18 protein-coding genes are annotated in these 22509 nt (G+C 71.8%); 7 read left to right on the top strand and 11 right to left on the bottom strand.

Going from position 1 to position 22509, the window contains the following annotated elements; translation table 11 throughout:
• Nucleotides 1–83: 83 nt before the first annotated feature.
• From IF29_RS0120310 to IF29_RS0120280, 7 genes are all read right to left on the bottom strand, one after another.
• On the bottom strand, nt 84–1667 hold the full coding sequence (locus IF29_RS0120310; protein WP_030256863.1) for a purple acid phosphatase family protein: 1584 nt from the start codon (nt 1665–1667) through the stop codon (nt 84–86).
• Nucleotides 1668–1796: 129 nt separating this feature from the next.
• Nucleotides 1797–2966, bottom strand: a complete 1170-nt coding sequence (locus IF29_RS0120305; RefSeq protein ID WP_030256861.1) for a 4-hydroxybenzoate 3-monooxygenase — start codon at nt 2964–2966, stop codon at nt 1797–1799.
• A gap of 135 nt (nt 2967–3101) precedes the next feature.
• The gene (locus IF29_RS0120300) at nt 3102–4601 is read right to left on the bottom strand and encodes an RICIN domain-containing protein (protein ID WP_084714652.1); all 1500 of its coding nucleotides are present in this window, start codon (nt 4599–4601) and stop codon (nt 3102–3104) included.
• A gap of 47 nt (nt 4602–4648) precedes the next feature.
• Entirely contained in the window at nt 4649–6397 is a 1749-nt protein-coding gene (locus tag IF29_RS0120295) for a glycoside hydrolase family 35 protein (protein WP_030256858.1), read from the bottom strand.
• An 80-nt stretch (nt 6398–6477) separates the two neighbouring features.
• On the bottom strand, nt 6478–7860 hold the full coding sequence (locus IF29_RS0120290; protein ID WP_051725564.1) for an extracellular solute-binding protein: 1383 nt from the start codon (nt 7858–7860) through the stop codon (nt 6478–6480).
• Nucleotides 7861–8033: 173 nt separating this feature from the next.
• Entirely contained in the window at nt 8034–8975 is a 942-nt protein-coding gene (locus IF29_RS0120285) for a carbohydrate ABC transporter permease (protein ID WP_030256854.1), read from the bottom strand.
• Nucleotides 8972–9898 carry a carbohydrate ABC transporter permease gene (locus tag IF29_RS0120280; protein WP_051725563.1) on the bottom strand — a complete coding sequence of 309 codons (927 nt, stop codon included), beginning with the start codon at nt 9896–9898 and terminating at the stop codon, nt 8972–8974. Before IF29_RS0120280 ends, IF29_RS0120285 begins: the two co-directional genes overlap by 4 nt.
• Before the next feature lie 245 nt (nt 9899–10143).
• On the opposite strand from IF29_RS0120280, the gene IF29_RS0120275 reads away from it, so the two are divergent.
• The 3 genes from IF29_RS0120275 to IF29_RS0120265 all read left to right on the top strand — a co-directional run bounded on the left by IF29_RS0120275 (nt 10144) and on the right by IF29_RS0120265 (nt 14069).
• Complete coding sequence (locus IF29_RS0120275) at nt 10144–11160, top strand: LacI family DNA-binding transcriptional regulator (RefSeq protein ID WP_030256849.1); 1017 nt, start codon at nt 10144–10146, stop codon at nt 11158–11160.
• Between the two features lie 268 nt (nt 11161–11428).
• Nucleotides 11429–12766 (top strand): globin domain-containing protein, encoded by a 1338-nt coding sequence (locus IF29_RS0120270; protein WP_232242243.1) that lies wholly within the window; start codon nt 11429–11431, stop codon nt 12764–12766.
• Between the two features lie 88 nt (nt 12767–12854).
• On the top strand, nt 12855–14069 hold the full coding sequence (locus tag IF29_RS0120265; RefSeq protein WP_380521603.1) for a nitric oxide synthase oxygenase: 1215 nt from the start codon (nt 12855–12857) through the stop codon (nt 14067–14069).
• 112 nt (nt 14070–14181) lie between these two features.
• On the opposite strand, the gene IF29_RS0120260 is transcribed toward IF29_RS0120265, so the two are convergent.
• Nucleotides 14182–15378, bottom strand: a complete 1197-nt coding sequence (locus IF29_RS0120260) for an FAD-dependent oxidoreductase (RefSeq protein ID WP_030256840.1) — start codon at nt 15376–15378, stop codon at nt 14182–14184.
• Nucleotides 15379–15506: 128 nt separating this feature from the next.
• On the opposite strand from IF29_RS0120260, the gene IF29_RS0120255 reads away from it, so the two are divergent.
• The 4 genes from IF29_RS0120255 to IF29_RS0120240 are packed head-to-tail and all read left to right on the top strand — an operon-like array spanning nt 15507 to nt 18153.
• A complete protein-coding gene (locus IF29_RS0120255) occupies nt 15507–16124 on the top strand; it encodes a PadR family transcriptional regulator (protein WP_030256838.1) in 618 nt (205 codons plus the stop codon).
• A 52-nt stretch (nt 16125–16176) separates the two neighbouring features.
• Entirely contained in the window at nt 16177–17046 is an 870-nt protein-coding gene (locus IF29_RS0120250; RefSeq protein WP_232242235.1) for an AraC family transcriptional regulator, read from the top strand.
• A 19-nt stretch (nt 17047–17065) separates the two neighbouring features.
• The gene (locus IF29_RS0120245) at nt 17066–17845 is read left to right on the top strand and encodes an AzlC family ABC transporter permease (RefSeq protein WP_084714648.1); all 780 of its coding nucleotides are present in this window, start codon (nt 17066–17068) and stop codon (nt 17843–17845) included.
• Nucleotides 17842–18153, top strand: a complete 312-nt coding sequence (locus IF29_RS0120240; protein ID WP_030256829.1) for an AzlD domain-containing protein — start codon at nt 17842–17844, stop codon at nt 18151–18153. Before IF29_RS0120245 ends, IF29_RS0120240 begins: the two co-directional genes overlap by 4 nt.
• 35 nt (nt 18154–18188) lie before the next feature.
• On the opposite strand, the gene IF29_RS0120235 is transcribed toward IF29_RS0120240, so the two are convergent.
• The 3 genes from IF29_RS0120235 to IF29_RS0120225 form a co-directional block, all read right to left on the bottom strand.
• The gene (locus IF29_RS0120235) at nt 18189–19157 is read right to left on the bottom strand and encodes an NAD(P)-dependent oxidoreductase (RefSeq protein ID WP_332262552.1); all 969 of its coding nucleotides are present in this window, start codon (nt 19155–19157) and stop codon (nt 18189–18191) included.
• Nucleotides 19158–19237: 80 nt separating this feature from the next.
• Nucleotides 19238–19948 (bottom strand): response regulator transcription factor, encoded by a 711-nt coding sequence (locus tag IF29_RS0120230; RefSeq protein WP_030256821.1) that lies wholly within the window; start codon nt 19946–19948, stop codon nt 19238–19240.
• Nucleotides 19949–19980: 32 nt separating this feature from the next.
• On the bottom strand, nt 19981–21735 hold the full coding sequence (locus tag IF29_RS0120225; RefSeq protein ID WP_051725562.1) for a sensor histidine kinase: 1755 nt from the start codon (nt 21733–21735) through the stop codon (nt 19981–19983).
• Nucleotides 21736–22509 lie beyond the last annotated feature (774 nt).

Here is a 22509-nt window from a genome sequence, read left to right as displayed (position 1 = left end):
GGAGGAGGCGAGACGCCGCCGCCCCCACCCCACGACCCGAACCTGTCCCCGAAATCGGGACAACAACCCGGTCCGGCGTTCGGCTACTTCACGGTGCGGGCGAGCACCACGCGGTCGATCTCGGCGCCGAAGCCGTCGATCGCACGGACCGTCAGCTTGGAGGTGCGGCCCCGGGTGGCCGGGGCGCTGTCGATGGCCAGCAGGCAGTAGCCGGTGTAGCGGACCCGGGACCAGGCCACCGACTCGGCGGTCTTGGCCTGGCCCGGCGAGTTCACGAAGGAGGCGATGGGGGAGACGTCGTCCACCGCGCCGTCGTAGCTGTCCTTGGCCGGGAAGGAGTACAGGCTGTTGCCGGCCCCGCCCGCCACCACGTAGGTGGTGCCCTGGGTGGCCGGGGTGACCGTGGCGCCGCTGGGGGCCGCCGTGGTCACGCTGCCGCCCTTGAGCGGGTCGGTGCGCTCGTAGACGTGGTTGTGGCCGTTGATCACCAGGTCGACGCCGTAGGCGTCGAACAGCGGGACCCAGTACTGGCGGACGCCGCCCTCGGACGCGTGCGAGGAGCAGGTGCTGTAGGCGCAGTGGTGGAACTGCACCACGATGAAGTCGATGTCGGAGCGCTTGCGCAGCGCGGCCAGCTCCTGCTTCAGCCAGGCGGTCTGCTTGCCGCCGCTGTAGCCGTTGTTCGCCGGGATCTCGTAGGAGACGTCGTTGGCGTCCAGCGTGATGACGGCGACGTTGCCGTAGCTGAAGGAGTAGTAGGTCTGCTGCTGCCCGGCGAAGTCGAAGCGGGCCGCCAGACCGCCGTTGCCGTCCGGCGAGTACCAGGGCTCCATCTCGTGGTTGCCCGCGGCGACCTGCCACGGCACCGTCGCGGCCACCGCCTCGACCTGCTGGAAGAAGGAGTCCCAGACCTTGGGGTCGTAGGAGTCGGTGATCAGGCCGTGGCCGGTGCCCTCGGCGTAGGAGACGTCGCCGGCGTGCAGGTGGAACGCCGGGTGCTGACCCGCGATCAGATGCGTGGTGGCCACCGCGTCGTAGCTGATGCCCTGGTCGCCGAAGGCGGTGAAGGTGAAGGCGCCGCGCTTGCTCGGGGCGGTGGTGAAGGAGTTCACCACGGCGAGGTTGGCGCGCGGGTCCCAGCCGTCGTGGCCGACCGTGTAGTAGTAGGTCTCGCCCGGGCGCAGCCCGTCGAGCTCCGCGTGCAGGTAGTACTGCTCGATGGTGGTGGGGGAGACCAGGGCCACCGAGTCGATCGGGCTGGTGTCGCTCGCCAGGGTGGACAGCACCCGCACATCGGCGTGGAGCTTCTGGCCGAGGTCCTGCGGGGAGCGTCCGATCCGGACGAAGGGATTGCGGACCGCGGCCCTCGCCTGCCAGGCGAGCGACATCTGCCGGGTCGGGTCGGCGCCGTAGGAGATGTGCCGCCCGAACGGGACCACGGTGGAGCCGTTCGGACGGTCGGCGGTGGGCAGCAGCGACGCTGCGGACCGCACCGGGGCTGCCGAGGCCGTGCCGGTCAGGCCCGCCGCGCCCACGATCGCGGTGCCGGCGCCGACCAGACCGCCGCGCAGCATCGACCGCCGCGAGGTCGCTCGACGGAACCACTCGTGCTGCTCGGCCATGCTCAGCTGGGCGGCCTGTTCGGGAGTCATGCCCTGTTTCGTCATGATGCGGAGGCTAGGAGGGCACCATGGCATCAAGGGAAACACCGTCTGAATCACCAGCCACCCGGTCCCGTGAGTTCATCTCCGGGGCCGGCACGGCCGCCCTGGCACCGCCGCCCCGAGCACCGCCGCTCAGGCGAGCCCGGCCATCTGCTCTGCGTAGAGCCGGGCGGAGGTGTCGCTGCCGGTGAGGCGGGCGAGCCGGGCCCGGGCCATGCCCCGGCGGTAGGCGGCCGACGGAGAGGTGTCCCCGGCCGCGTGGGTAGTCTCCATCAGCCAGTCGCAGAACTCCTGGCAGGCCCAGACGCGGGGCAGGCAGTCCCGGGAGTAGTCGCGCAGCCCGGACTCGTCACCGTCACGGGTGAAGCCGCGCAGCGCCCGGGCCAGCACGTCGGCGTCGTGCAGGGCCAGGTTCATGCCCTTGCCGCCCAGCGGGGAGATGATGTGGGCGGCGTCGCCGACCAGGAACAGCCGGCCGTGGCTCATCGGGTCGTGCACCACACCGCGGTGGGCGAACACCTCGGACTCGGTGACGGCGGCGGCCCGCAGCCCGGGGTCGCCCAGCCGGACCCGCAGTTGCTCCCAGATCCGCTCGTCCGGCCAGTCCTGCTCGGTGTCGCCGGGCGCGCACTGCAGGTAGAAGCGGCTCGCGGCGGGGCCGCGGGCGAACTGCGCGGCGAAGCCCCGGTCGCTCACCGCCATCAACGGGTGCCGGTACGGGGGCGCGTCGGCGAGCACGGTCAGCCAGCTGGCGCCGCCGTAGTCGTGGCCGAGGACCCGGACGGCGCCGGCCGGGACCGCGGCCCGTCCGGCGCCGTGGAACCCGTCGCAGCCGGCCACGAAGTCGCAGGCGATCTCGTGCTCCAGGCCCTCGGCGTCCCGGTAGCGGACGGTGGGCCGCTCGCCGGTGAGACCGTGCAGCGTCACCTCGGCCGCGCCGAAGCGCAGATCGACGCCCTCCTCCAGCAGCAGTTCGATCAGATTGCGCACCAGGACCTGTTGCGGGCACATGATGCCGCCGATGGCGTCGTCGCCGAGCTGGTGCGGGACCCCGTCCACCCGCAGCTCCAGCCGGCCGCCGACCGGCGCGTCGCCGAGCAGCCGGTCGGCCAGGCCCCAGCCGTCCAGCATCCGGGCGGCCTGGTACTCGACGATGCCGGCCCGCTGCCGCTTCTCGATGTGCTCGCGGTTGCGCACCTCCAGCACCACGCAGGGCACCTCGCAGCGCCGCAGCAGAGCGGCCAGGGTAAGTCCGGCCGGCCCCCCGCCGACGATCACCACGGCCGTCCGCTCCCGCACCATGTCCCCACCCCGTCCTTCCCCCGGCCCTCCCCGGCCCCCACGGCCACGGTCGCCGCCAACTCTGCGGCCCGGCCACCGACCCCGGCAAGGGGGCGATGACCGGGCCGAAGGGTGCTCCCGGGAACTGGCGGACCGTCAGCCCAGGGTCCAGGACTGGTTGCTGCCGCCGTTGGCCACCCACTGGTCGACGACCGCGCCGGACTTGGTGGACTGGCCGCTGACGTCGATGTTCCAGCCGCTCTTGAGGTTGACCAGTACGTAGGTGGCGTCGGAGGTACTGGTCCAGCTGCCCGCCGACTCCAGCGCCCACTGCTGGTTGGTCCCGCCGTTGCAGGTCCAGATGTCCAGTTGGACCCCCTGGACCAGCGAACTGCCCGGTACCTCCAGGCACTTGCCGGAGCCGGTGCCGGTCAGCGTGTAGACGTTGCCGGAGACCTGGGCCAGGGCCCACTTCTGGTTGCTGCCGCCGGTGGCGCTCCACTGGATGACGGCGGCGCCGTTGGCCGTGGAGGCGCCGCTGACGTCCAGCAGCAGGCCGCTGTTGCCGGCGGCCAGGGTGTGCGTGGCGGCCGTCGGGTTGGAGGTCCCGGACCAGGTGCCGGTGGTGAGGTCCAGGGTCCAGCTGTTCTGCCAGCCCACCGAGACGGTGGTGCCGCTGAGCGTCAGCGGCAGCCAGACCATGGGGGAGGCGCCCAGGTCGGCGGTGGTCCAGCGGTCGCCGGCGTAGATGTAGGTGGTCCCGGAGGAGCCCTGGACCGGGATGATGTTGGCGGTCTGGGTGCTGTAGGTCTTGGAGCCCACCGGGGCGAAGGTGCGGAACGCGGACCAGGTGCCGGTCAGCGAGGTGGCGGTGGCGTAGACGTTGTCGTTGGCACCCCAGCCGCTGAGGTGCGAGCCCAGCAGGTAGTAGGTGCCGTCAGCCTTCACCAGAGCCGGTGCCTCGTAGTCGGCGAAGACCTGGACCGAGCTGACCACGGTGAGGTAGTCGTTGGAGAGCTTGTCGATGCGCAGGCCGTTGGCGCGGTCCTCGCTGAGCAGGTAGCCGGTGCCGTCGGTGTCCTGGAACAGTCCGATGTCGCGGCTCTGGAAGCCCAGCGGCTGGAAGCTGTCCAGGTAGGTGTACCCGCCGCAGGGGGTGCTGCTGGTGGCCACGCCGACCTTGGCCTCGCTGTAACTGGCGTTGTCGATGTGCAGGTACATCACGTACAGCCCGGTGCTGCTGTTGTAGATGACCTTGGGCCGCTCCACCACCCGGTTCGGCCCCAGGTCGCCGCTGGCCTGCTCGGTCAGCGCGGCGCCCTGGTAGGTCCAGTGCGAGAGGTCGGTGGAGCTGTAGCAGTTGATGGACTGGAAGGGTGTGGCGGTCGAGTTCTCGCCCGACTTGTTCTCGCCGAAGCCGTACCAGGTGGAGCCGACCTTGATGATGCCCAGGCCGTGCATCTGCAGGGCGTTGCCGGAGGTGTCGGTCCAGGCGCTGCCGGGGGTGAAGGTGCTGCTGGTGTCCGCGAAGGCGGCCTGCGCCGGCAGGACCAGCGCGGCGAGGCCGCCGACGACGGCGGTGACGAGGGTGGTGACGAGGGTGCACAGGAGGGCGCGGTAGCGGCGCCGGGTGGGGCTCAGGACGTTCCTGAACATGACGGTCCCTCCGATGGTGTGCCGGGTGGGGTGGTTGGGCCTTGGCGCTACTCCTCGATGGGGCCGAGGTCGGGGACCTCGCGCAGGTCGACGGTGCGTCCGGTGGAGCCGTGGAGTTCGAGCAGGACGATCTCGTTGGCTCCCGGCCGCAGTACCGGGGCGGGCACGTAGAGCGACCGCTGCGGGCCGCGGGACCAGTAGCGGCCCAGGTTGAAGCCGTTGATCCAGGCGTTGCCCTTGGTCCAGCCGTCCAGGTGCAGATGGCTGTCGGCGGGCTCGTCGACCTGGAAGGTGCCGCGGTGCAGCACCGGGCCGGGGACGGCGGAATCGGTGCGGGCGAAGGCGAGCGGGCCGAGGTCCTCCAGCGGCAGCGGTAGACTTGACCACTCGTCAACTGCGCTGCCGTTGAGGGTGACCGGGCCGATCAGGCCCTTGCGGTCGTGCAGCGCGGCCCCGTAGTTGACCCGTCCCTGGTTCTCCACCAGCACCCGCAGCTCGGCCCCGCCGGCCGGCACCGTGAAGGTGAGGGTGTGCTCGTGGTTCTCCCGCTCCAGGACGCCGACCGGCTGCCCGTCCAGGAAGACCTGGGCGCGGTCGCGGACGGCGCCGACGGCGAGCCTGGTCGGGCCGGGGGTGTCCAGCCGGGTGGTGTAGAGGACGAAGCCGAAGTTCTGGCCGAGCTCCTCCATGGTCAGCGGGCGGTCCCCGGACGCCGGGCTGCCGAGCCCGGCCAGGTTGTCGAACAGCGGTGCCTGCTCCGACAGTTCGATGCCGGGGAGGGCGAACTTGGGGGCGCGGGCCGGGACCGGCTCGGCCGGCTCGGCGGCGTAGCGGGCGATGACCGAGCGGAAGGCCCGGTACTTGGGGGTGGCGTCGCCGGCCTCGTCCAGCGGCGCGTCGTAGTCGTAGGAGGTGACCGTGGCGCGGTAGTTACCCTTGTCGTTGGCGCCGTTGCTGAAGCCGAAGTTGGTGCCGCCGTGGAACATGTAGAAGTTCACCGAGGCGCCCGCCGCGAGCAGCTCGTCCAGGGCCCGGGCGGCGTCGTCGGGGTCGCGGACCACGTGCTTGCCGCCCCAGCGGTCGAACCAGCCGTTCCAGAACTCGGTGCACATCAGCGGTCCGGTCGGCTGCTGGGCGCGCAGCGCCTCCAGCCCGCGGCCCACCCCGGAGCCGAAGTTGACGGTCCGCAGCACCCCGTCCAGGCCGCCCCTGGCCAGGTCGCCGGGCTGGTCGGAGGTGAACAGCGGGACGTCGACGCCCCGTTTGACCAGCGACTGCGCCAGCCGGGTCAGATAGGCGGCGTCCTCGCCGAAGGCGCCGTACTCGTTCTCCAGCTGCACGGCCAGGACCGGGCCGCCGCGGCTGGCCAGGTACGGCAGGACGACGGGCAGCAGCCGGTCCAGGTAGTCGTCGACCGCGGCCAGGAAGCCGGGGTGGGTGGTGCGCAGCTCCATGGTGGGGTCGGCCAGCAGCCAGGAGGGCAGCCCGCCGCCCTCCCACTCGCCGCAGATGTAGGGCCCGGGGCGGAACAGCACGTGCAGGCCCTCGGCCGCGGCCAGCTCCAGGAAGCGCGGCAGGTCGAGGATGCCGTCCAGGTCGAACACGTCCGGTCGCGGGGCGTGCAGGTTCCACGGGACATAGGTGTCGACGGTGTTGAGGCCCATCAGCCGGGCCTTGTGCAGCCGGTCGGCCCACTGCTCGGGGTGGACCCGGAAGTAGTGCAGGCCGCCGGAGATGATGCGGAACGGCTGCCCGTCCAGGTGGAATCCGTCGTCGGTGATGTCGAGTATGGCCACGGTTGTCTGGCTCCGCTGTCGGTACGGGGTCCGGCCGCCCGGGGTCGGGCGGCCGGAGTCGGGCAAGGGTGCTGCGGCGCTCAGCCGTTGGCGACGGTGAAGCCCTGCTGGGTGCCGTACTGGGAGATGGCGGTCTGCCAACTGCCCAGCGCGGTGGACAGGTCACTGCCGTTGGTGATGGCCTGGCCGACGCTGTCCTTGAAGACCGAGTTGGCGTAGACCTGGTAGGGCAGGTACTGCCAGCCCGCGGTGACCGCCTTGGAGGAGGCCGCGAAGACCTGGTTGGCCTTCTGCCCGTTGAAGAAGGGGAAGGTCTGGTCCAGGAAGGCGGAGCTGTCGAGCAGGCCGGTGGTGGCCGGGAACAGCCCGATGCTGTTGAGCGAGGTGGCGCCCTCGGTGCTGGAGTTGAGCCAGGCGGCGAAGGCCGCGGCGGCGGCCTTGTGGGTGCTGGTGGAGACCACCGCGTCGGAGGAGCCGCCGTTCTCGGCCGAGGCGTTGGCGCCCGCGGTCCACTGCGGCACCGGTGCGGCGGCCCACTTGCCCTTGGTCGCGGCGATGGTGGTCTCCAGCGAGCCCGGGGCCCAGGCGCCGGCGATCCACATCGCGTACTTGCCGCTGCCCATGCTCTTCCACCAGTCGGTGGTCCAGCCGGGGGTCGGGTCGACCAGCTTCTTGGAGAGCAGCGAGGTCCACAGCGTGGCGAACTTGGCGGAGCCGCTGTCCTTGAGGTTGACGGTGACCGAGGTGGATCCGGTGGTCTGGTAGGGCTTGCCGCCGGCCTGCCAGATCAGGCTGTCGACGCCGCCGGCGTCACCGGGGTCGATCGAGGTGATGTAGTGGGTCGGGTCGGCGGCGTGGATCTTGGCCGCGTCCGCCGCGAACTCGTCCCAGGTGGTGGGGGCGGTCAGGCCGAGGCTCTTGAAGATGTCGGTGCGGTAGAACATCGTCAGCGGGCCGGTGTCCTGCGGGTAGCCGTAGATGCCGCCCTGCAGCGCGACCTGGTTCCAGGCCGACGGGGTGTAGCTGGACTTCAGCGAGGCGGCGCCGTACGCGGTGAGGTCGACGACCTGCTTGGACAGCGCGAACTGCGGCAGTGCGAAGTACTCGATCTGGGCGACGTCCGGGGCCCCGCTGCCGGCCTTGATCGCGGTCTGCAGCTTGGTGTACTCGGCGGCGGACTGGCCCGCGTTGACCACGTTGACCTTGATGTTGGGGTACTTCTTCTCGAAGGCGTCCACGGTCGTCTGGATGCTCGGCACCCAGGTCCAGAAGGTCAGCGTGGTCGGGGTGGTCAGGGCGTCGGCGGCGGAGGACTTGGCCGCGGCCGGGTTGGCGGCCCCGTTGCCGGAGGAGCTGCTGCTGCAGGCCGCGGTCAGCGAGAGGGTCAGCGCGGCGGACAGCGCCAGCACGGTGCGGGTGGCCGTGCGGGTCGAGGGCCGGAGGGATCTGCGCGAGGTGTCCATCGGGGGAGTCGTCTCCTGTCGTTGCGAGCGAGGGTTGTTGATGGTGCGTCAATGTGCAGTGGTGCGTCAGGGCGTGATGGTGCGTCAGGGCGTGCGGAACCACACCGGCGGCCGCCCGTGCGGGTGCGGGCCGGAGCGGGACGAGGGGCGGCCGGGGCGCTGCCGCGGGCGGGCTACTGCTTGACGCTGCCGGCGGCGAGTCCCGACTGCCAGTAGCGCTGGAGCAGCAGGAAAGCGACCACCAGGGGGACGATCGCCAGCAGGCTGCCGGTGATCACCATCGGGTAGAGGTCCAGGGTGGCGCCGGTCTGCGGCCCGGTGGTCTGGGTGTTCCACTGGCTCAGGCCCACCGTCAGCGGGAACCACTTGGGGTTGTTGAGCACGATCAGCGGCAGGAAGTAGTTGTTCCAGGTCGCCACGAGGGTGAACAGCAGCACCGTCACGAAACCGGGGGCCAGCAGCCGCAGCGAGATGGTGAAGAAGGTGCGCAGCTCGCTCGCCCCGTCGATCCGGGCGGCCTCCAGCAGCGAGTCGGGGACCGCCTCCAGCGCGTAGACCCGCATCAGGTAGAGCCCGAACGGGCTGGCCAGCGCCGGGATGATGACGGCCCACGGGGTGTTGACGATGCCGATCTTGCTGTACAGCAGGTACGTCGGCACCGCGAGCGCGGTCGCCGGGACCGTGATGGCGCCGATCACTGCGCCGAACACCGCCCGCTTGCCCCGGAACTCGTACTTGGCCAGCCCGTAGCCGCCCAGCGCGGCCAGCGCGGCCGCGCCGCCGGCCCCCACCACGGCGTACAGCACGGTGTTGCCGAGCCAGCGCACATAGATGCCGTTGTCGTAGGTCAGCACCTCGTGGACGTTGTGGAAGAACGAGAAGCCGTGCCCGAACCACAGGCCGAAGCTGTCGAACAGCGACTGGCTGTTCTTGGTGCTGCTCATCAGCAGCCACAGCAGCGGCACCAGGGTGTAGGCCAGCATCAGTCCCATGGCGACGGTCAGCGAGGTGCTGGCCCGGCTGCGGGGCCGGTCCGGACGGGGGCGGGACCGACGGGAGGGGGTCGCGCGGGGGCGCTCGGGGGAGCGGTCGGGGGCAGTCGTCGCGGTACTCACAACGCGCGCTCCTGTCGGTTGGTCCACAGCTGGACGGCGTAGGCGACCACGGCGGTGATCCCGCCCAGGACCACGGCGATGGCGGCGGAGTAGTTGAACTCCTGGCCGTTGAAGGCGAGGTTGAAGGCGTACATGTTGGGTGTGTAGTTGGTGGAGATCACGCCCGGGGCCAGCGCCTGGATCACATTGGGCTCGTTGAACAGCTGGAAGCTGCCGATGATCGAGAAGATGGTGCAGAGCAGCAGCGCCTGCCGCAGCGCGGGGATCTTTAGGCTGACCGCCTTGCGGATCTCGCCGGCCCCGTCCACCTCCGCCGCCTCGTAGAGCTCGTAGGGGACCGAGCGCAGCGCCGCGTAGAGGATCAGCATGTTGTAGCCGGTGTACTCCCAGGTGGTGATGTTGCCGAGGGAGGCCAGCATCCAGGAGTGCGAGAGCAGGTCGGGCAGCGGCAGGCCGAGGTGGGTGCCGATCTGGTGGACCAGGCCGAACCGCGGTCCGTAGAGGTAGCCCCACATCAGCGCGGCCACCACGCCGGGCACGGCGTAGGGGATGAAGATGCCGATCCGGAACAGGGCGGCCCAGCGCAGCCGGCCGCTGTCCAGTGCCAGCGCGGCCAGCAGGGCCAGCCCCAGCATGATCGGGACCTGGACCGCGAGGAACAGCGCCACCCTGATCAGCCCGGCGTGCAGCAGCGTGTCCGACAGGGCCCGGCGGTAGTTGTCCAGCCCCACGAACATGTTGCCGCCGACCAGCCCCTGCCGGAACAGGCTGAGGTAGGCCGCGTACGCCAGTGGTGCGGCGATCGCGAAGGCGAAGGCCAGCAGGAACGGGCTCACGAAGAGCATCCCGTACTTGCCGGGGCGTGGTGCCCTTCGGCGGCGGAGCCGGGGGTGGAGGGTTTCGCTGGTCACAGCTCGGTCCATTTCGCCGATGTTTACGCAAACACGGTCCGTGTGTCGATGAGTGTGTGTCAGCTGCATCCAGGGCGTCAAGGCTCGTTGCGGAAAAATTTCCAACAGGAGTCCAGCTGCGAAAAGGCGCGGAAGAACCATGCGAATACGGACCAATCGTCAGCTCTGGTGCCTGCGTCAGGGCATGGGATCGGCATTGCTCGCGGCGCTCGGCCCTGGCTACGATGTTGGCGTAAACATCACGAGAGGTGGGACGTGTGACCGAGACCTTCAAGCCGCCCTCCCAGGCGGACGTCGCGGCGTTGGCCGGGGTTTCGAGCCAGACCGTGTCCCGGGTCGCCAACGAGCGCAGCAACGTGGACGAGGAGACCCGGCAGCGGGTCCTGTCCGCGATGCAGGTGCTGGGATACCGGCCCAACAGCGCCGCGCGCGCTCTGGTGACCGGCCGGTTCCGGATGCTCGGCGTGATCAGTTTCAGTCTCAGCGCCCATGGCAACAGCCGTACCCTGCAGGCGATTTCGGAGGCCGCGCAGACCGCTGGCTACTCGGTGAACCTGGTCGGCCCGGAGTCGCAGACCGGGGGCGCGATGCGCAAGGCCTTCTCCAAGCTCACCGGGCAGGGCGTGGACGGCATCATCATGATCGAGGCGCAGATCCTGGACCACCCCGACCTGCGCCTGCCCAGTGGCGTCCCGGTGGTGGTCGCCGACGGCGACCCGGACCAGCTTCACCCCTCGGTGGACAACAACCAGGCCGTCGGCGCCGAGGCGGCCACCGCGCACCTGCTCGGTCTCGGCCACCGCACCGTGTGGCACCTGGCCGGACCGCAGGACTCCTACTCGGCCCGCCGCCGCGCGGCCGCCTGGTTCAGCACCCTCAAGCGCGCCGGGGCGCCGGTCCCGGCCGTGCTCTACGGCGACTGGTCGGCCGGCTCCGGTTATGCGATCGGCCGCAGGCTGGCCGAGGACAAGGACGTCACCGCGGTCTTCGTGGCCAACGACCACATGGCGCTGGGGCTGATCAAGGCGCTGCGCGAGGCCGGCCGGGAGGTCCCCCGCGACGTCAGCGTGATCGGCTACGACGACATCCCGGAGTCGGGCTTCTTCCATCCGCCGCTGACCACTGTGCACCAGGACTTCGAGGAGGTCGGACGGCTGTGCGTGTCCCTGCTGCTGGACCAGCTCGCCCACGGCCACCGGCCCGGGGGCGAGGAGCGCAGTATGGTGACTCCACAGCTGGTGGTGCGTGAGAGTACCGCACCGCCGCCCCGCTGACCTGCGGGGGAGTGTGGGTGTTGTGTGGGTCTTGGGGCGAATTGACGGGAACTTGACAATATGAGTTGATCAACTAGGGTAATCGGATTCGCGCCCTCCGGACCGCGAGGGCGACCGACCCCGGAGATCCCATGTCCGTCAAGGCTCTGTCTGTCAAGGCTCTGCCCGTCAAGGCTCTGCCCGCACTGGCTCTGACTGCTCATCACAGACACGCGTCCTTCGGATGCCCACTGTTTCCCAGCGGTCACAGTCGTCACCAGGAGATCCGTTGAGGCTCTCCGGACTGCGCTCCACCCTCCAGGACCGACGGACCCCGGTTCCGCCCTCGGCACCGTCCACGGTTCCCTCCTCGGCACCGTCCTCGGTTCCGAGGCAGGCCCGGGTTCCCGCTCCCGGCCACCCCTCCGCCGCCCCCGCGGCCTCCGCGTCGGATCCGCTGACGCCCCAACAGATCGCCCTGCTGCGAGCCAGCGTGGCCGCGGTGAGCCCGCAGGCCGGCGAGCTGACCGTGTACTTCTACGCCATCCTGTTCGCCCGCTACCCGGCCGTACGCGAGCTCTTCCCGGTGGACCTGGACGTGCAGCGCGACCGCCTGCTGCGCGGACTGCTGCGGATCGTCGACCTGGTGGACGACCCCGACAACCTGGTCCGCTTCTGCACCCATCTGGGCCGGGACCACCGCAAGTTCGGCGCCCTGAGCGGGCACTACCCCGCAGTCGGCGAATGCCTGCTGGCCTCGCTGGAGCGGTACGCCGGACCGGCCTGGACCCCCGAGCTGGCACAGATCTGGACCACGGCCTACGGGCTGGTCGCCCAGGTGATGTCCAAGGCCGCCGAGGACGACGCGCTGCTGGGCCCGGCCGTCTGGTACGCGGAGATCACCCGGCACGTCCACCGCGGCCACGGCATCGCCGAGATCACCGTGCAGCCGGAGACCCCGTACCCCTATCTGGCCGGCCAGTACGCCAGCATGGAGACGCCCTGGGCGCCGAGGGCCTGGCGCTACTACTCGCCGGCCCACGCCCCGCGCCCGGACGGGTCGTTGACCTTCCATGTGCGGGCCGTCCACGGCGGCCAGGTCAGCCCGGCCCTGGTGGAGCAGGCCGCAGCCGGCGACATGGTCAGGCTCGGCCCGGCGCAGGGAGGGATGACCTTGGACCCCGACAGCGGGCGTCCGCTGGTCTGCGTGGCGGGCGGGACCGGACTGGCGCCCATCCGGGCCCTGGTGGAACACGCGGCGCGCACCGGCTCGGAGCGGCAGACCAATGTCTTCGTCGGCGCCAGGACCGCGATGCAGCTCTACGGGCTGGACGACATGCTGCGGATGTCGCAGCGGCACCACTGGCTCTCGGTGCGGGCCGCCGTCTCCGACGAGCGGATCGCGGGCCTGGAGGGCACCCTGCCCCAGGTACTGGCCGAGTTCGGGCCCTGGTACCGGCACGAGGCGTACCTCTCCGGGCCGGTCGACATGGTCACCCAGGCTGCCTACACCCTGCTGCGCCAGGGCGTCCCGCAGCAGCGGATCCACCACGACCCCTTCGACGTCCCCGCGCTGGAAGCCGCCCTGCTGCCCAGACGCATGGCAGCGCACCTCGCCGCCGGCTGATCCGACCCCACCCCGCCGTCCGGACGCCGCCTCGCCGCAGCCGTCCGCGGCGGTGCTCCCCGCCGGCCCCCGAGCAGGAGAAACACCCTTGTCGTTCCCCCGTCCCCGCACCGCCCTGTCCCGATCTGCGCTGTCCCGAACCGCGCTGTCCCGCACGGCACTGGCCCGTACCCCCCTCATCCGTACCGCCACCGCTCCGGCCGGCCGGGCGGCCGTCCGCACCGCCGAGCAGGACACCCTGCTGCGGGAGGCCGCCGCGTTCGTCCGCCAGTTCGCGCAGGAGAACCCGGACAGCGCCCGGCCCGAGCAGCGCTTCGCGGAGATCGCGGCGGACGTCGCGGCGTACGGCAGCTACGAGCACACGCCCGAGGAACTGGCCTTCGGGGCGCGGGTCGCCTGGCGCAACGCGGATCGCTGCATCGGCCGGCTGTACTGGAACAACCTGACGGTGCGGGACCTGCGCCACCTGGAGCACCCCGACGACATCGCCCAGCACTGCTTCGAGCATCTGCGCACCGCCACCAACGGCGGCCGGATACGCCCGGTCATCACCGTCTTCGCCCCCGACCGGCCCGGCCGCCCCGCGCCCCGGCTGCTCGGCGAGCAGTTGGTGCGCTACGCGGACGACCCGCGCAGCGCCTCCCGCGCCCGACTCGCCGCCGACCTGGGCTGGAAGGGCGGCCGGGAGCGGTTCGAGGTGCTGCCGCTGCTGGTCCAGGCCGCCCCGGAGCAGGCCCCGCAGTTCTACGAGGTGCCCGAGGACGCCGTGCTGGAGGTGCCGCTGACCCACCCTCACCACCCGGGCTTCGCCGCGCTGGGCCTGCGCTGGTACGCGGTGCCGGCGGTGTCGGACATGACCCTGGAGATCGGCGGGATCAGCTACCCGGCGGCGCCGTTCAACGGCTGGTACATGGGCACCGAGATCGGCTCCCGCAACCTCGGCGACACCGAGCGCTACAACCTGCTCCCGGCGGTGGCGGACCTGTTCGGGCTCGACACCGGCAGCGAACGCACCCTGTGGCGGGACCGGGCCCTGGTGGAGCTGAACCTGGCGGTACTGCACTCCTTCGAGCGGACCGGGGTGACCATCGCCGACCACCACACCGAGTCGACCCGCTTCCTCACCCATGTCGAACGCGAACACGCCCGGGGCCGCGGCTGCCCGGTCGACTGGAGCTGGATCGTGCCGCCGCTGTCGGGATCGGCGACGGCCGTCTTCCACCGCTACTACGACGCCCCGGACGAGAACCTGCGACCGGCCTTCGTGCACCGGCGGAGCGTCTGGCCGGCACCTGTCGGCTGAGGAACGGGCCGATGAGTGACGGGCTGGTGAGTGACGGGACTTGAACCCGCCGCACGCCTGTGCCCCGGAGCCGGACCTCACTCCGGAGCACAGGCGTGCAGCTGAGCACCGGTCAGTTGACCGGAGCGTCCCAGTCGATGCGGTGGTCGAAGACCCAGGCCATCTTCTCCGGCTTGGCCAGTTTGTCGAAGATCCGCATCATCAGGGCGAAGACCACGCGTCCCACCGGCCCGGCGGCCTTGGCGCTGTTCTTGTGGGTGGTCTCCTTGATCACCCGCTCGACCCGGGGCCGGCGCAGCCTCTCGTAGGCGGCGAAGGCCTCCTGGTAGGGAAGGTCGCGCAGGCAGCGGGCCAGCTCCACGGCGCTCTCGATGGACAGTGAGGCGCCCTGCCCCGAGCTGGACGAGGGTGCGTGCGCCGAGTCGCCGACCAGCACCATCCGGCCCCGGCTCCACACCGGCACCCGCGGCGGCATGTTCTCCATGGACCCGACCACGATCAGGTCCTCCGGGGCGGTCCGGTCGATCAGCTCCCGTGCAGGGGTGCGGTCGTCGGCGAACTTCGAGCTCAGCAGCTTCAGCCACTCCTCGGACGGGGTCTTCTTCGCCTCGGCCGCCGACATCGGGGTCGGGTGCGGCAGGTTGACGAACCAGATGCCCGAGGCGTCGTCGAGCACCTGGTAGCCCAGGAAGGCCTGCTTGCCGAAGCTCATGTTCATCTTGGAGCGGGTGGACGGGGTGGTGGTCCCGGTCACCTGGGCGCCGAAGCTGATCAACCCGCCGTAGGAGGGGCCGGGAGCGTCCGGGTCGATCAGGGTGCGGACGGTGGAGCGGATGCCGTCCGCGCCTATCAGGATGTCCGCGGTGGCCTGCGAGCCGTCGGCGAAGTGCGCGGTGATGCCGTCGGCCGATTCCACCGCGTCGACCAGGCGTTTGCCGTGCTCGATCCGGATACCGCGGCGCTCGGTCTCGGTGTACAGCGCGCCGTAGAGGTCGGTGCGCCAGACCAGCTGCATGGGTGCGACCCCGGGTGGATTGCCGAACTCGGCGAGCCGTCGGCCGGCCCAGTCCTGCATGACGATGCCGGTCATCGGGACGCCGAACGGGCGGATCACGTCGCCGAGGCCGACGGCGTCCAGGGCGTCCTGGCCGTTGGGGGCGATGGTCATACCGCCGCCCTTGCCCTCGGCGGTGTCGGCGTAGGCCTCGTACACGGTGGCCTCGATGCCGGCCTGCTGCAGCGCCATGGCCGCGATCGGGCCTGCGATGCCTCCACCGATGACCAGGGCGGTGCGGATACGGGGGGTCATGGGATTCCTGCCTTTCGTCGGTGCGGTGGGAGCAGCGGGTGCGCCCTTGGCGATGGATTGATAGTTGCACTGAGACTAGTCTCAAGTCAACTAGTTCTAGGGTGGGTAGTCGCGGGTAGCATGGCCCCATGGACACACCCGTGCGCAGTTCGCCGCTGGCCCTCACCGTGCTGTCGCTGCTGAGCTATCAGCCGCTGCACCCTTACGGGGTCCAGCGGCTGATCAAGCAGTGGGGCAAGGACCAGGTCGTCAACGTCGGCCAGCGGGCCGGGCTCTACCGCACCATCGAGCGGCTGCTCGGCGCCGGACTGATCGCGGTCCGCGAGACCGGCCGGGACCAGCAGTACCCCGAGCGCACCGTCTACGAGGTCACCGAGGAGGGCCGGGCGACCGCCAGGGCCTGGTTGATCGAGATGCTGCGCACCCCCAAGCAGGAGTTCCCGGAGTTCCCCGCCGCGCTGTCGCAGCTGCTGCTGCTGGACCCCGCGGAGATGCTGGCGGCCCTGGAGGGGCGCCGCGAGGTGCTCGCGGCCTCGGTGGCGGGCCTGGACCGCGCCGCGGTCCAGGAGGCCGCGCGCGGTCTGCCCCGGATCACCATGCTGGAGAGCGAGTACCTGCGGGCCGTCACCGCGGCCGAGCTGAGCTGGCTGGACGGCGTGGTCGAGGACCTCCGGGCGGGTCGGCTGGTCTGGTCGACGGAGCAGCTGCTGGCCCTGGCGGGCGATGCGGAGCAGGAACCGGAGTAGCGGAGCAGGAGCAGGAGCAGGATCGGGAGCAGGACCGGGAGCAGGAGCAGGAGTGGGACCGGCGAAGGCGATGACGGTGATGCCCAACGACGAACGCGCGCACTACTGGACCCACCCGGCGCTGCCCGAGGTCGACCTGCTCGACGCCAGGTACGTCCGGCATACCTTCGGGAAGCACACCCATGCGACCTATGTGATCGCCGCGATCACCTCCGGGGTCGAGCTGTTCCACTGCCGGGGCAGCCTGGAGCGCGCGGCCGCCGGCAGCCTGGCCCTGGTCGACCCGGACACCCTGCACACCGGGCACGCGGGGGAGCCCGGCGGCTGGAGCTACCAGGTGATCTACCCGAGCGTGGCGACGATGGCCGCGGTCGCCGCCGACCTGGGCGCCGACCGCGGGACGTTGAGCTTCGCCGGCGCCGTCGCGGTCGACCCGGAGCTGACGCAGCTGGTCCAGCAGGTGCACCTGGCCGCCGAGCAGAACCAGGTCCTGGCCGCGAGCACGCTGCTGCGGCTGGCGCTCGCCCGGGTGGTCCGCGGCCATGCCCGGGGCCGCAGCCCGGACCGGCAGCCGGCCGCCGAAGGGCTGCGGGCCGCCCGCAGCGCCCGTGACCTGCTGGTGGTCCAGCTGGCCGACCCGCCCACCCTGGACGAGCTCGCCGCCGCGGTCGGCGCCCGTCCCTTCCCGCTGCTGCGGGCCTTCCGCAGTGTGTACGGGCTGCCGCCGCACGCCTGGCTGACCCAGCAGCGGGTCAGCACCGCCCGCCGACTGCTGGACGCCGGGACCGCCCCCGCCGACGCCGCCGTCACCGTCGGCTTCGTCGACCAGGCGCACCTGACCCGCCACTTCCGCCGGATCGTCGGGGTACCGCCCGGGGCCTACCAGCGGGCGCGCAGGAACGTACAAGCCCTGGGGCGGTGACCGGGGGCACCATGTCCGCATGATCGCCTCCCAACGCAACGGACCACCAGCCGCAGCGAACGCCCCCGCCCCGCCGAGGCCGCTGGACGGCGACCCGGCGGGCGGCCACCAGGCCCGGGCGGTGCCGGACCGCGCGGTGGTGCGGGACGCCCTGGGCGTCGGCCTGGCCGTCGGAGCGTCCGGGCTGGCCTTCGGCGTCGCCGGTGCCGCAGCGCATCTGACGGTCTGGCAGACCTGCGTGCTCAGCCTGCTGGTCTTCACCGGCGCCTCGCAGTTCGCCCTGACGGCGGCGCTGGCGGCCGGTGCCGCCCCGTTCGCCGCCATCGCCGGCGCGCTCTTCCTCGGCGTCCGCAACTCGCTGTACGGGCTGCGCCTCGGCCCCCGGCTGGAACTGCCCAGGCTGCTGCGCCCGCTCGCCGCCCACGCCGTGATCGACGAGACCACCGCGGTCGCCATGGTCCAGCCGGACCGGCGCTCCACCCGGATCGGCTTCGCCGTCACCGCCGTCAGCCTCTACCTGACCTGGAACCTGACCACCCTGGCCGGGGCGCTCGGCGCGGGCGCGCTCGGCGATCCGACCCGCCTGGGACTGGACGCCGCCGGACCGGCGGTCTTCCTGGCCCTGCTCGGCCCACGGCTGCGGGAGGCCGGGGAACAGCGCTCGGTGGCACTGCTGGGCGCGGTCCTGGCACTGGCCGCCACCCCCCTGCTGCCGGCCGGGATACCCGTGCTGCTCGCGGTCGTCGCGGTACCCGTCGTCGGGCTACTGCGCCGTAAGCGTCCGCTGGAGGAGTCATGAACGTCTGGACCGCCGTGCTGGTCACGGCCGCAGGCTGCTACCTGCTCAAGCTGATCGGCCTGTCCGTCCCGGCCGGGCTGCTGGACCGCCCTGCGGTGCGCCGCTTCGCCGCTCTCGCCCCGGTCGCCCTGCTCGCCGCCCTCACCGCACTGCAGACCTTCGGCCACGGCGCCCACGGCCTGGTCCTGGACGCCCGTGCGCTCGGCCTGGCCGCGGCCGGATTCGCGCTGTGGCGGCGGGCGCCGTTCCTGGTGGTGGTACTGGTGGCAGTGGTCGTCACCGCGCTGGTACGGCTGGTCGCCGGTTGAGCCTGCGTCAGGAGCTGGATCTGCCCACTCGGTGGTCAGGGGCCGGTCCGCAGCCGGATCCCCGCCTGCTCCTCCAACAGGGCCACCGCCAGCAGCTCGCCGTCGGCCGGGCCGTAGCGGTCCAGGGCGTCCTGGTGCAGTCGGCGGACCGTCTCGGTGATGGTGTGGGGCGTGCCCAGGTCGCGGGCCAGCGAGGTGACGACGGCGAGCTGCTCGTGGATGTGGTCCAGGCCGAACGAGGCGAGGTAGTCGCCGGCGAAGAGCGAGGGCAGGTCGCGGCGGATGAACTCGCTGCTCGCGGCGGACTCGGCCAGGGTGTGGTGCAGCGCGGCGAGGTCGACACCGGCGCTGCGGCCGATCAGCAGGGCCTCGGCCGTGGCTGCGGCCTGGCCGAACCACAGCAGGTTGACCAGCAGTTTGACGGTGTATCCGGTGCCGGGGCCGCCGAGGTGGGTGATTCGCTGCGGGTCGGCGACCACCTCCAGCAGCGGGCGGTGCCGGGCGAGCAGGTCGGCGTCGCCGCCGACGAACAGCCGCAGCGTGCCGGCCCGTGCGTCCTCCGGGCCGCCGCCGATCGGGGCTTCGAGCACGCCGATGCCCCGGGTCAGCGCACGTTCGCGGACCGGTGCGGCCGCGGCGGGGGAGTTGCTGCTCATGTCGATCCAGGTCGGATCGGGGGCGGCCGCGAGCGCGTCCAGGACGGCGTCGTCCAGCGCCGCCCCGACCTCGGCCGGGCCGGGGAGAACGGTGATCAGCACATCCGCGCCGTCCGCCACCTCGCGACCGGAGCGGCACCAGGCGGCGCCGCAGTCGTACGCGGCCGCGGCGCGATCGGGCCGGGCGTCGTGGACGGCCACCTGGTGGCCGGCGGCGACGAGGTTGGCGCAGATGGGGGTCCCCATCCGGCCCATACCGATGAGACCGATCTTCAGCACAGCCGGATCGTAGCCTGCCGCCGTGCGGTCGCCGGACCCCGGTCCCAGGAGCCTGGCCCCAAGCCCCAAGCCCCAAGCCCCAAGCCCCAAGCCCCAGGCCCCAGGCCCCTGGCCCCAAGCCCCCGGCCCCAAGCCTCGGGTCCCCGGCCTCAGTCCGCCAGCCCGACCCTGACCGCCAGCAGTGCCGCCTGCACCCTGCTCTCCGTGCCGGTCTTCGCCAGGACCTCGCTGACCAGGGTCTTCACCGCGTCGGGGCCCAGTCCCAGGCGCAGGCTGAGCTCCAGATTGGGCATGCCCTGGCCCAGCATGGACAGCACCTGGCGCTCCTGTTCGGAGAGGGCGGCGACCTGCTGCTCCGGCGCCGGCTCGGCGTCTTCGGCGGCGGCGGTGGTGCCCCCGGCGCCGGGCCGGCTGCCGTCCAGCATCCGGCGCACCACCATGCCGGTCACCCCCGGCGAGAGCACCGCGTCGCCCTCGGCCGCCGCCCGCACCGCGCTGATCAGTTGCTGCGGTCCGTCGTCCTTGAGCAGGAAGCCACCGGCCCCGGCCTGCAGCGCCCGGGTGACATTGGCCTCGTCGCCGAAGGTGGTGAGCATGACCACGGCCGGGTGCGGGTCCAGCCGCAGCAACTGCTCGATGGCGGCCAGCCCGTCCAGCACCGGCATCCGGATGTCCACCAGCGCCACGTCCACCGGCGTGCGCGCGGCCAGCTCCACCGCCTCGGCCCCGTTCGATGCCTCGGCGACGACCTCGATGCCCTCGGCATGACGCAGGATCAGCCGCACCCCCGCTCGGACGGTCTCCTCGTCGTCGGCCAGCAGGACGCGGATCGGGGTGGTGGCGGCGCTGCTCTCGGTCATCGGTGCTCCCCGGGCGGGCCGCTCGGCTCGGCTCAGGAGGCCAGCGGCGTGGTGAAATTGGCAATATCGGTCAATTTGTCATCATTGAAACAGTAGCGAGTGATCATCAGCCGGTGCCGACCGTCCGTGGCGGAGGTGTACGGGAAGATGCACTCGGTTGCCCCGGCGGGACGCGAGGGCTCACGTCCGTCCGCCGCCGACCGCACCGCGGGACTGTCCGAGCCGACCAGCTGCTGCAGCTGACTCGGTGTCATACCTAGGTGCACCACGCTGTTCGGCGGCTCGCCCTCGAACGGGCGGGCCTGCTGCAGCAGGCTCAGGCCGACCAGCAGCACCGCGCCCAGCCCGGCGAGGCCCAGCACCGCGGCGACGGCACCGGCCAACCGGCTGCGCACCACCTCGTCGGTGCTGGGCGGCTCGACCGCATCGGGGGAGAGCGGTGGCTCCCAGGCCGGGGCCGCCCCCTCGGCACCGTGGCCGGCCCCGCCGCCGACGTCGCTGCCGGCCTCGCCGCCGACGTCGCTGCCGGCCTCGCCGCCTGGGCCGGCGTCCGGGTCGGTGGGCAGCACCGCGCGGATCAGGAAGCCGCCGTCCGGCTCGGGTCCCACGGTCAGTTCGCCGCCCAGCAGGGTGACCCGCTCGCGCAGTCCGGCCAGCCCGCGGCCGGTGCCCAGCCCGGTGGTCGCGGCCGGTGGACGCGGTGGCGCGCCGTTGCGGACCTCGGCGGAGACCCGGCCGGCTTCGTGATGCACCGTCACAGTGACGGCCGCGCCGGAGGCATAGCGGTGCACATTGGTCAGCCCCTCCCGGACCACCCGGTTCACCGCCCGGCGCACCCGTGGCTGGGAGGCCGTCAGATCGTCGCCCCGCCAGGAGAACGCGACCCGGATCCCGGCCGCACGGGACTCGTCGACCAGCGCCAGTACGTCCGCTCTGGTGCCGGTGGCCTCGGTGAGCGCGTCGGTGCCGGTGTCCCGCCCCAGCGGGCCGAGCACCCCCAGCACCTGGCGCAGCTCGTCCATCGCGTCCCGCCCGGCCAGGCGTACCTGGGCGGCCTCGTCGACGAGGTCAGGGGCCTGCTCGGCCAGGGCCATCTCCAGTCCGCCCGCGTGCAGGGCGATCAGGCTGAGCCGGTGGCCGACCAGATCGTGCATCTCGGCGGCGATCCGGGACCGCTCCTCGGTCCGCGACTCGCTCTCCACCAGCCGCTTGGCCCGCTCGGCCGCCGCGGTGCGCTCGCGCAGCGCGCGGACCAGCCGGTCCTGCTGGCCGGCGGCGGTGCCGACCAGTCCCGGGACGACCACGCCCACGACGGCCAGCACCGCGCCCAGTTCCACCGCGTACTGCCAGCGGGCGCCCTGCCACAGCACCAGCCGCACCACGCTGACCAGCACCGGCAGCACGGCCGAGGCCAGCAGCACCAGGTCCCGCCGGCGCGGGGCGCCGACCCGCCGGGTCGTGCTGTAGCTGACCGCCGCACAGAGCATGGCCAGCGACGGCATCACCCCCAGCAGCGCGGCCAGCGCAGCCATCGCCACCTGAGGGAAACGGTGCCGGGCAATGAGCAGCGCCAGCGCGAGCAGCCCGAGCAGCACCAGCTGCCACGAGCGCAGCAGCCCGGAGTACCCGGCCGAGGCCAGCACCCAGTAGGTGACCAGCAGCACCACCCCGCCGACCAGCGCCTCGACCAGCGCCAACGCCGCCGAGGTCGGTCCCCGCTGCGCCCCCGCGCCCCCGCCGCCCGACGGCACCTGGGGATCAGCGGGCAGCACCGGGGCGAGGGACATGGCGCCGATTGTCTCCCCAGTGAGGACAAGTTCTCCGGACCCCACGACGCAGTACACCCAGGTGGCGGCTACACCCGGGGGATTGGGCCGGGGCCACGCCGGTCAGTGCACCGCCGGGGTGGGTGAGGCGGCAGCTGTGGGTGGCTTACATGGCGGGTTCGTTGCCGCCCTCCGCCGTCCGTGGCTTGTTGCTGTTGCTCGCTTCGCTCGCGGCGACAGGGGCGGGGGAGGGGTGCGGGGTCTCGCCGTTGCCGGGTGGCGGGCGGTCAGTGGTGGGGCTGGAGAAACGATTCGCCAGGTAGATGCCCTCTACACTTTGGGTCAATCTTCGGACATTGGGTCACTTGATCTACATGAATGCCCGGATATGTCCGACATCTCCGTACGACGAGTGACCCCATGTACGAGAAGTGACCCGGGTTCAGGCAACTCGGCCCACCGCACGCCCCCTGCCCCGCCCCCACGCCCCCGCCACGGGCCTACGGCGCCCAACCAGGGCGCCCCCTCCCGCAGTTGGCCAGCGAGCGTAGCGAGCAACAGCAACAAGCCACGGACGGCGGAGGGCGGCAACGGACCCGCCATGTAAGCCACTCACAGTTGCCGTAAGCAACCCGCTACGGCATCGCCTCATTCGTCAACTTGATGGGGTGACATTTCCCCCTTGGGGGTGATGGTGGGGTTGGGGGTGGTGGGGGAGAATGGGGTTATGGACGCCCTGGTCTTCGGGGGCGAGGCGATGGTTGACGCGGCGTCCGGTGCTGGCCCTTCGGTCGG

The organism is Streptacidiphilus jeojiense, assembly GCF_000719095.1.
Taxonomy (GTDB): Bacteria; Actinomycetota; Actinomycetes; order Streptomycetales; family Streptomycetaceae; genus Streptacidiphilus; species Streptacidiphilus jeojiensis.
Note: the sequence above shows the minus strand (reverse complement) of the source record. Positions and strands in the feature narration are given on the sequence as shown.

Coding starts and splice junctions, on each gene's coding strand:
- IF29_RS0120310 (WP_030256863.1), bottom strand. CDS start 1,667: ATGACGAAACAGGGCATGACTCCCGAACAGGCCGCCCAGCTGAGCATG.
- IF29_RS0120305 (WP_030256861.1), bottom strand. CDS start 2,966: ATGGTGCGGGAGCGGACGGCCGTGGTGATCGTCGGCGGGGGGCCGGCC.
- IF29_RS0120300 (WP_084714652.1), bottom strand. CDS start 4,601: ATGTTCAGGAACGTCCTGAGCCCCACCCGGCGCCGCTACCGCGCCCTC.
- IF29_RS0120290 (WP_051725564.1), bottom strand. CDS start 7,860: ATGGACACCTCGCGCAGATCCCTCCGGCCCTCGACCCGCACGGCCACC.
- IF29_RS0120280 (WP_051725563.1), bottom strand. CDS start 9,898: ATGGACCGAGCTGTGACCAGCGAAACCCTCCACCCCCGGCTCCGCCGC.
- IF29_RS0120260 (WP_030256840.1), bottom strand. CDS start 15,378: ATGACCCCCCGTATCCGCACCGCCCTGGTCATCGGTGGAGGCATCGCA.
- IF29_RS0120255 (WP_030256838.1), top strand. CDS start 15,507: ATGGACACACCCGTGCGCAGTTCGCCGCTGGCCCTCACCGTGCTGTCG.
- IF29_RS0120245 (WP_084714648.1), top strand. CDS start 17,066: ATGATCGCCTCCCAACGCAACGGACCACCAGCCGCAGCGAACGCCCCC.
- IF29_RS0120240 (WP_030256829.1), top strand. CDS start 17,842: ATGAACGTCTGGACCGCCGTGCTGGTCACGGCCGCAGGCTGCTACCTG.
- IF29_RS0120230 (WP_030256821.1), bottom strand. CDS start 19,948: ATGACCGAGAGCAGCGCCGCCACCACCCCGATCCGCGTCCTGCTGGCC.
- IF29_RS0120225 (WP_051725562.1), bottom strand. CDS start 21,735: ATGTCCCTCGCCCCGGTGCTGCCCGCTGATCCCCAGGTGCCGTCGGGC.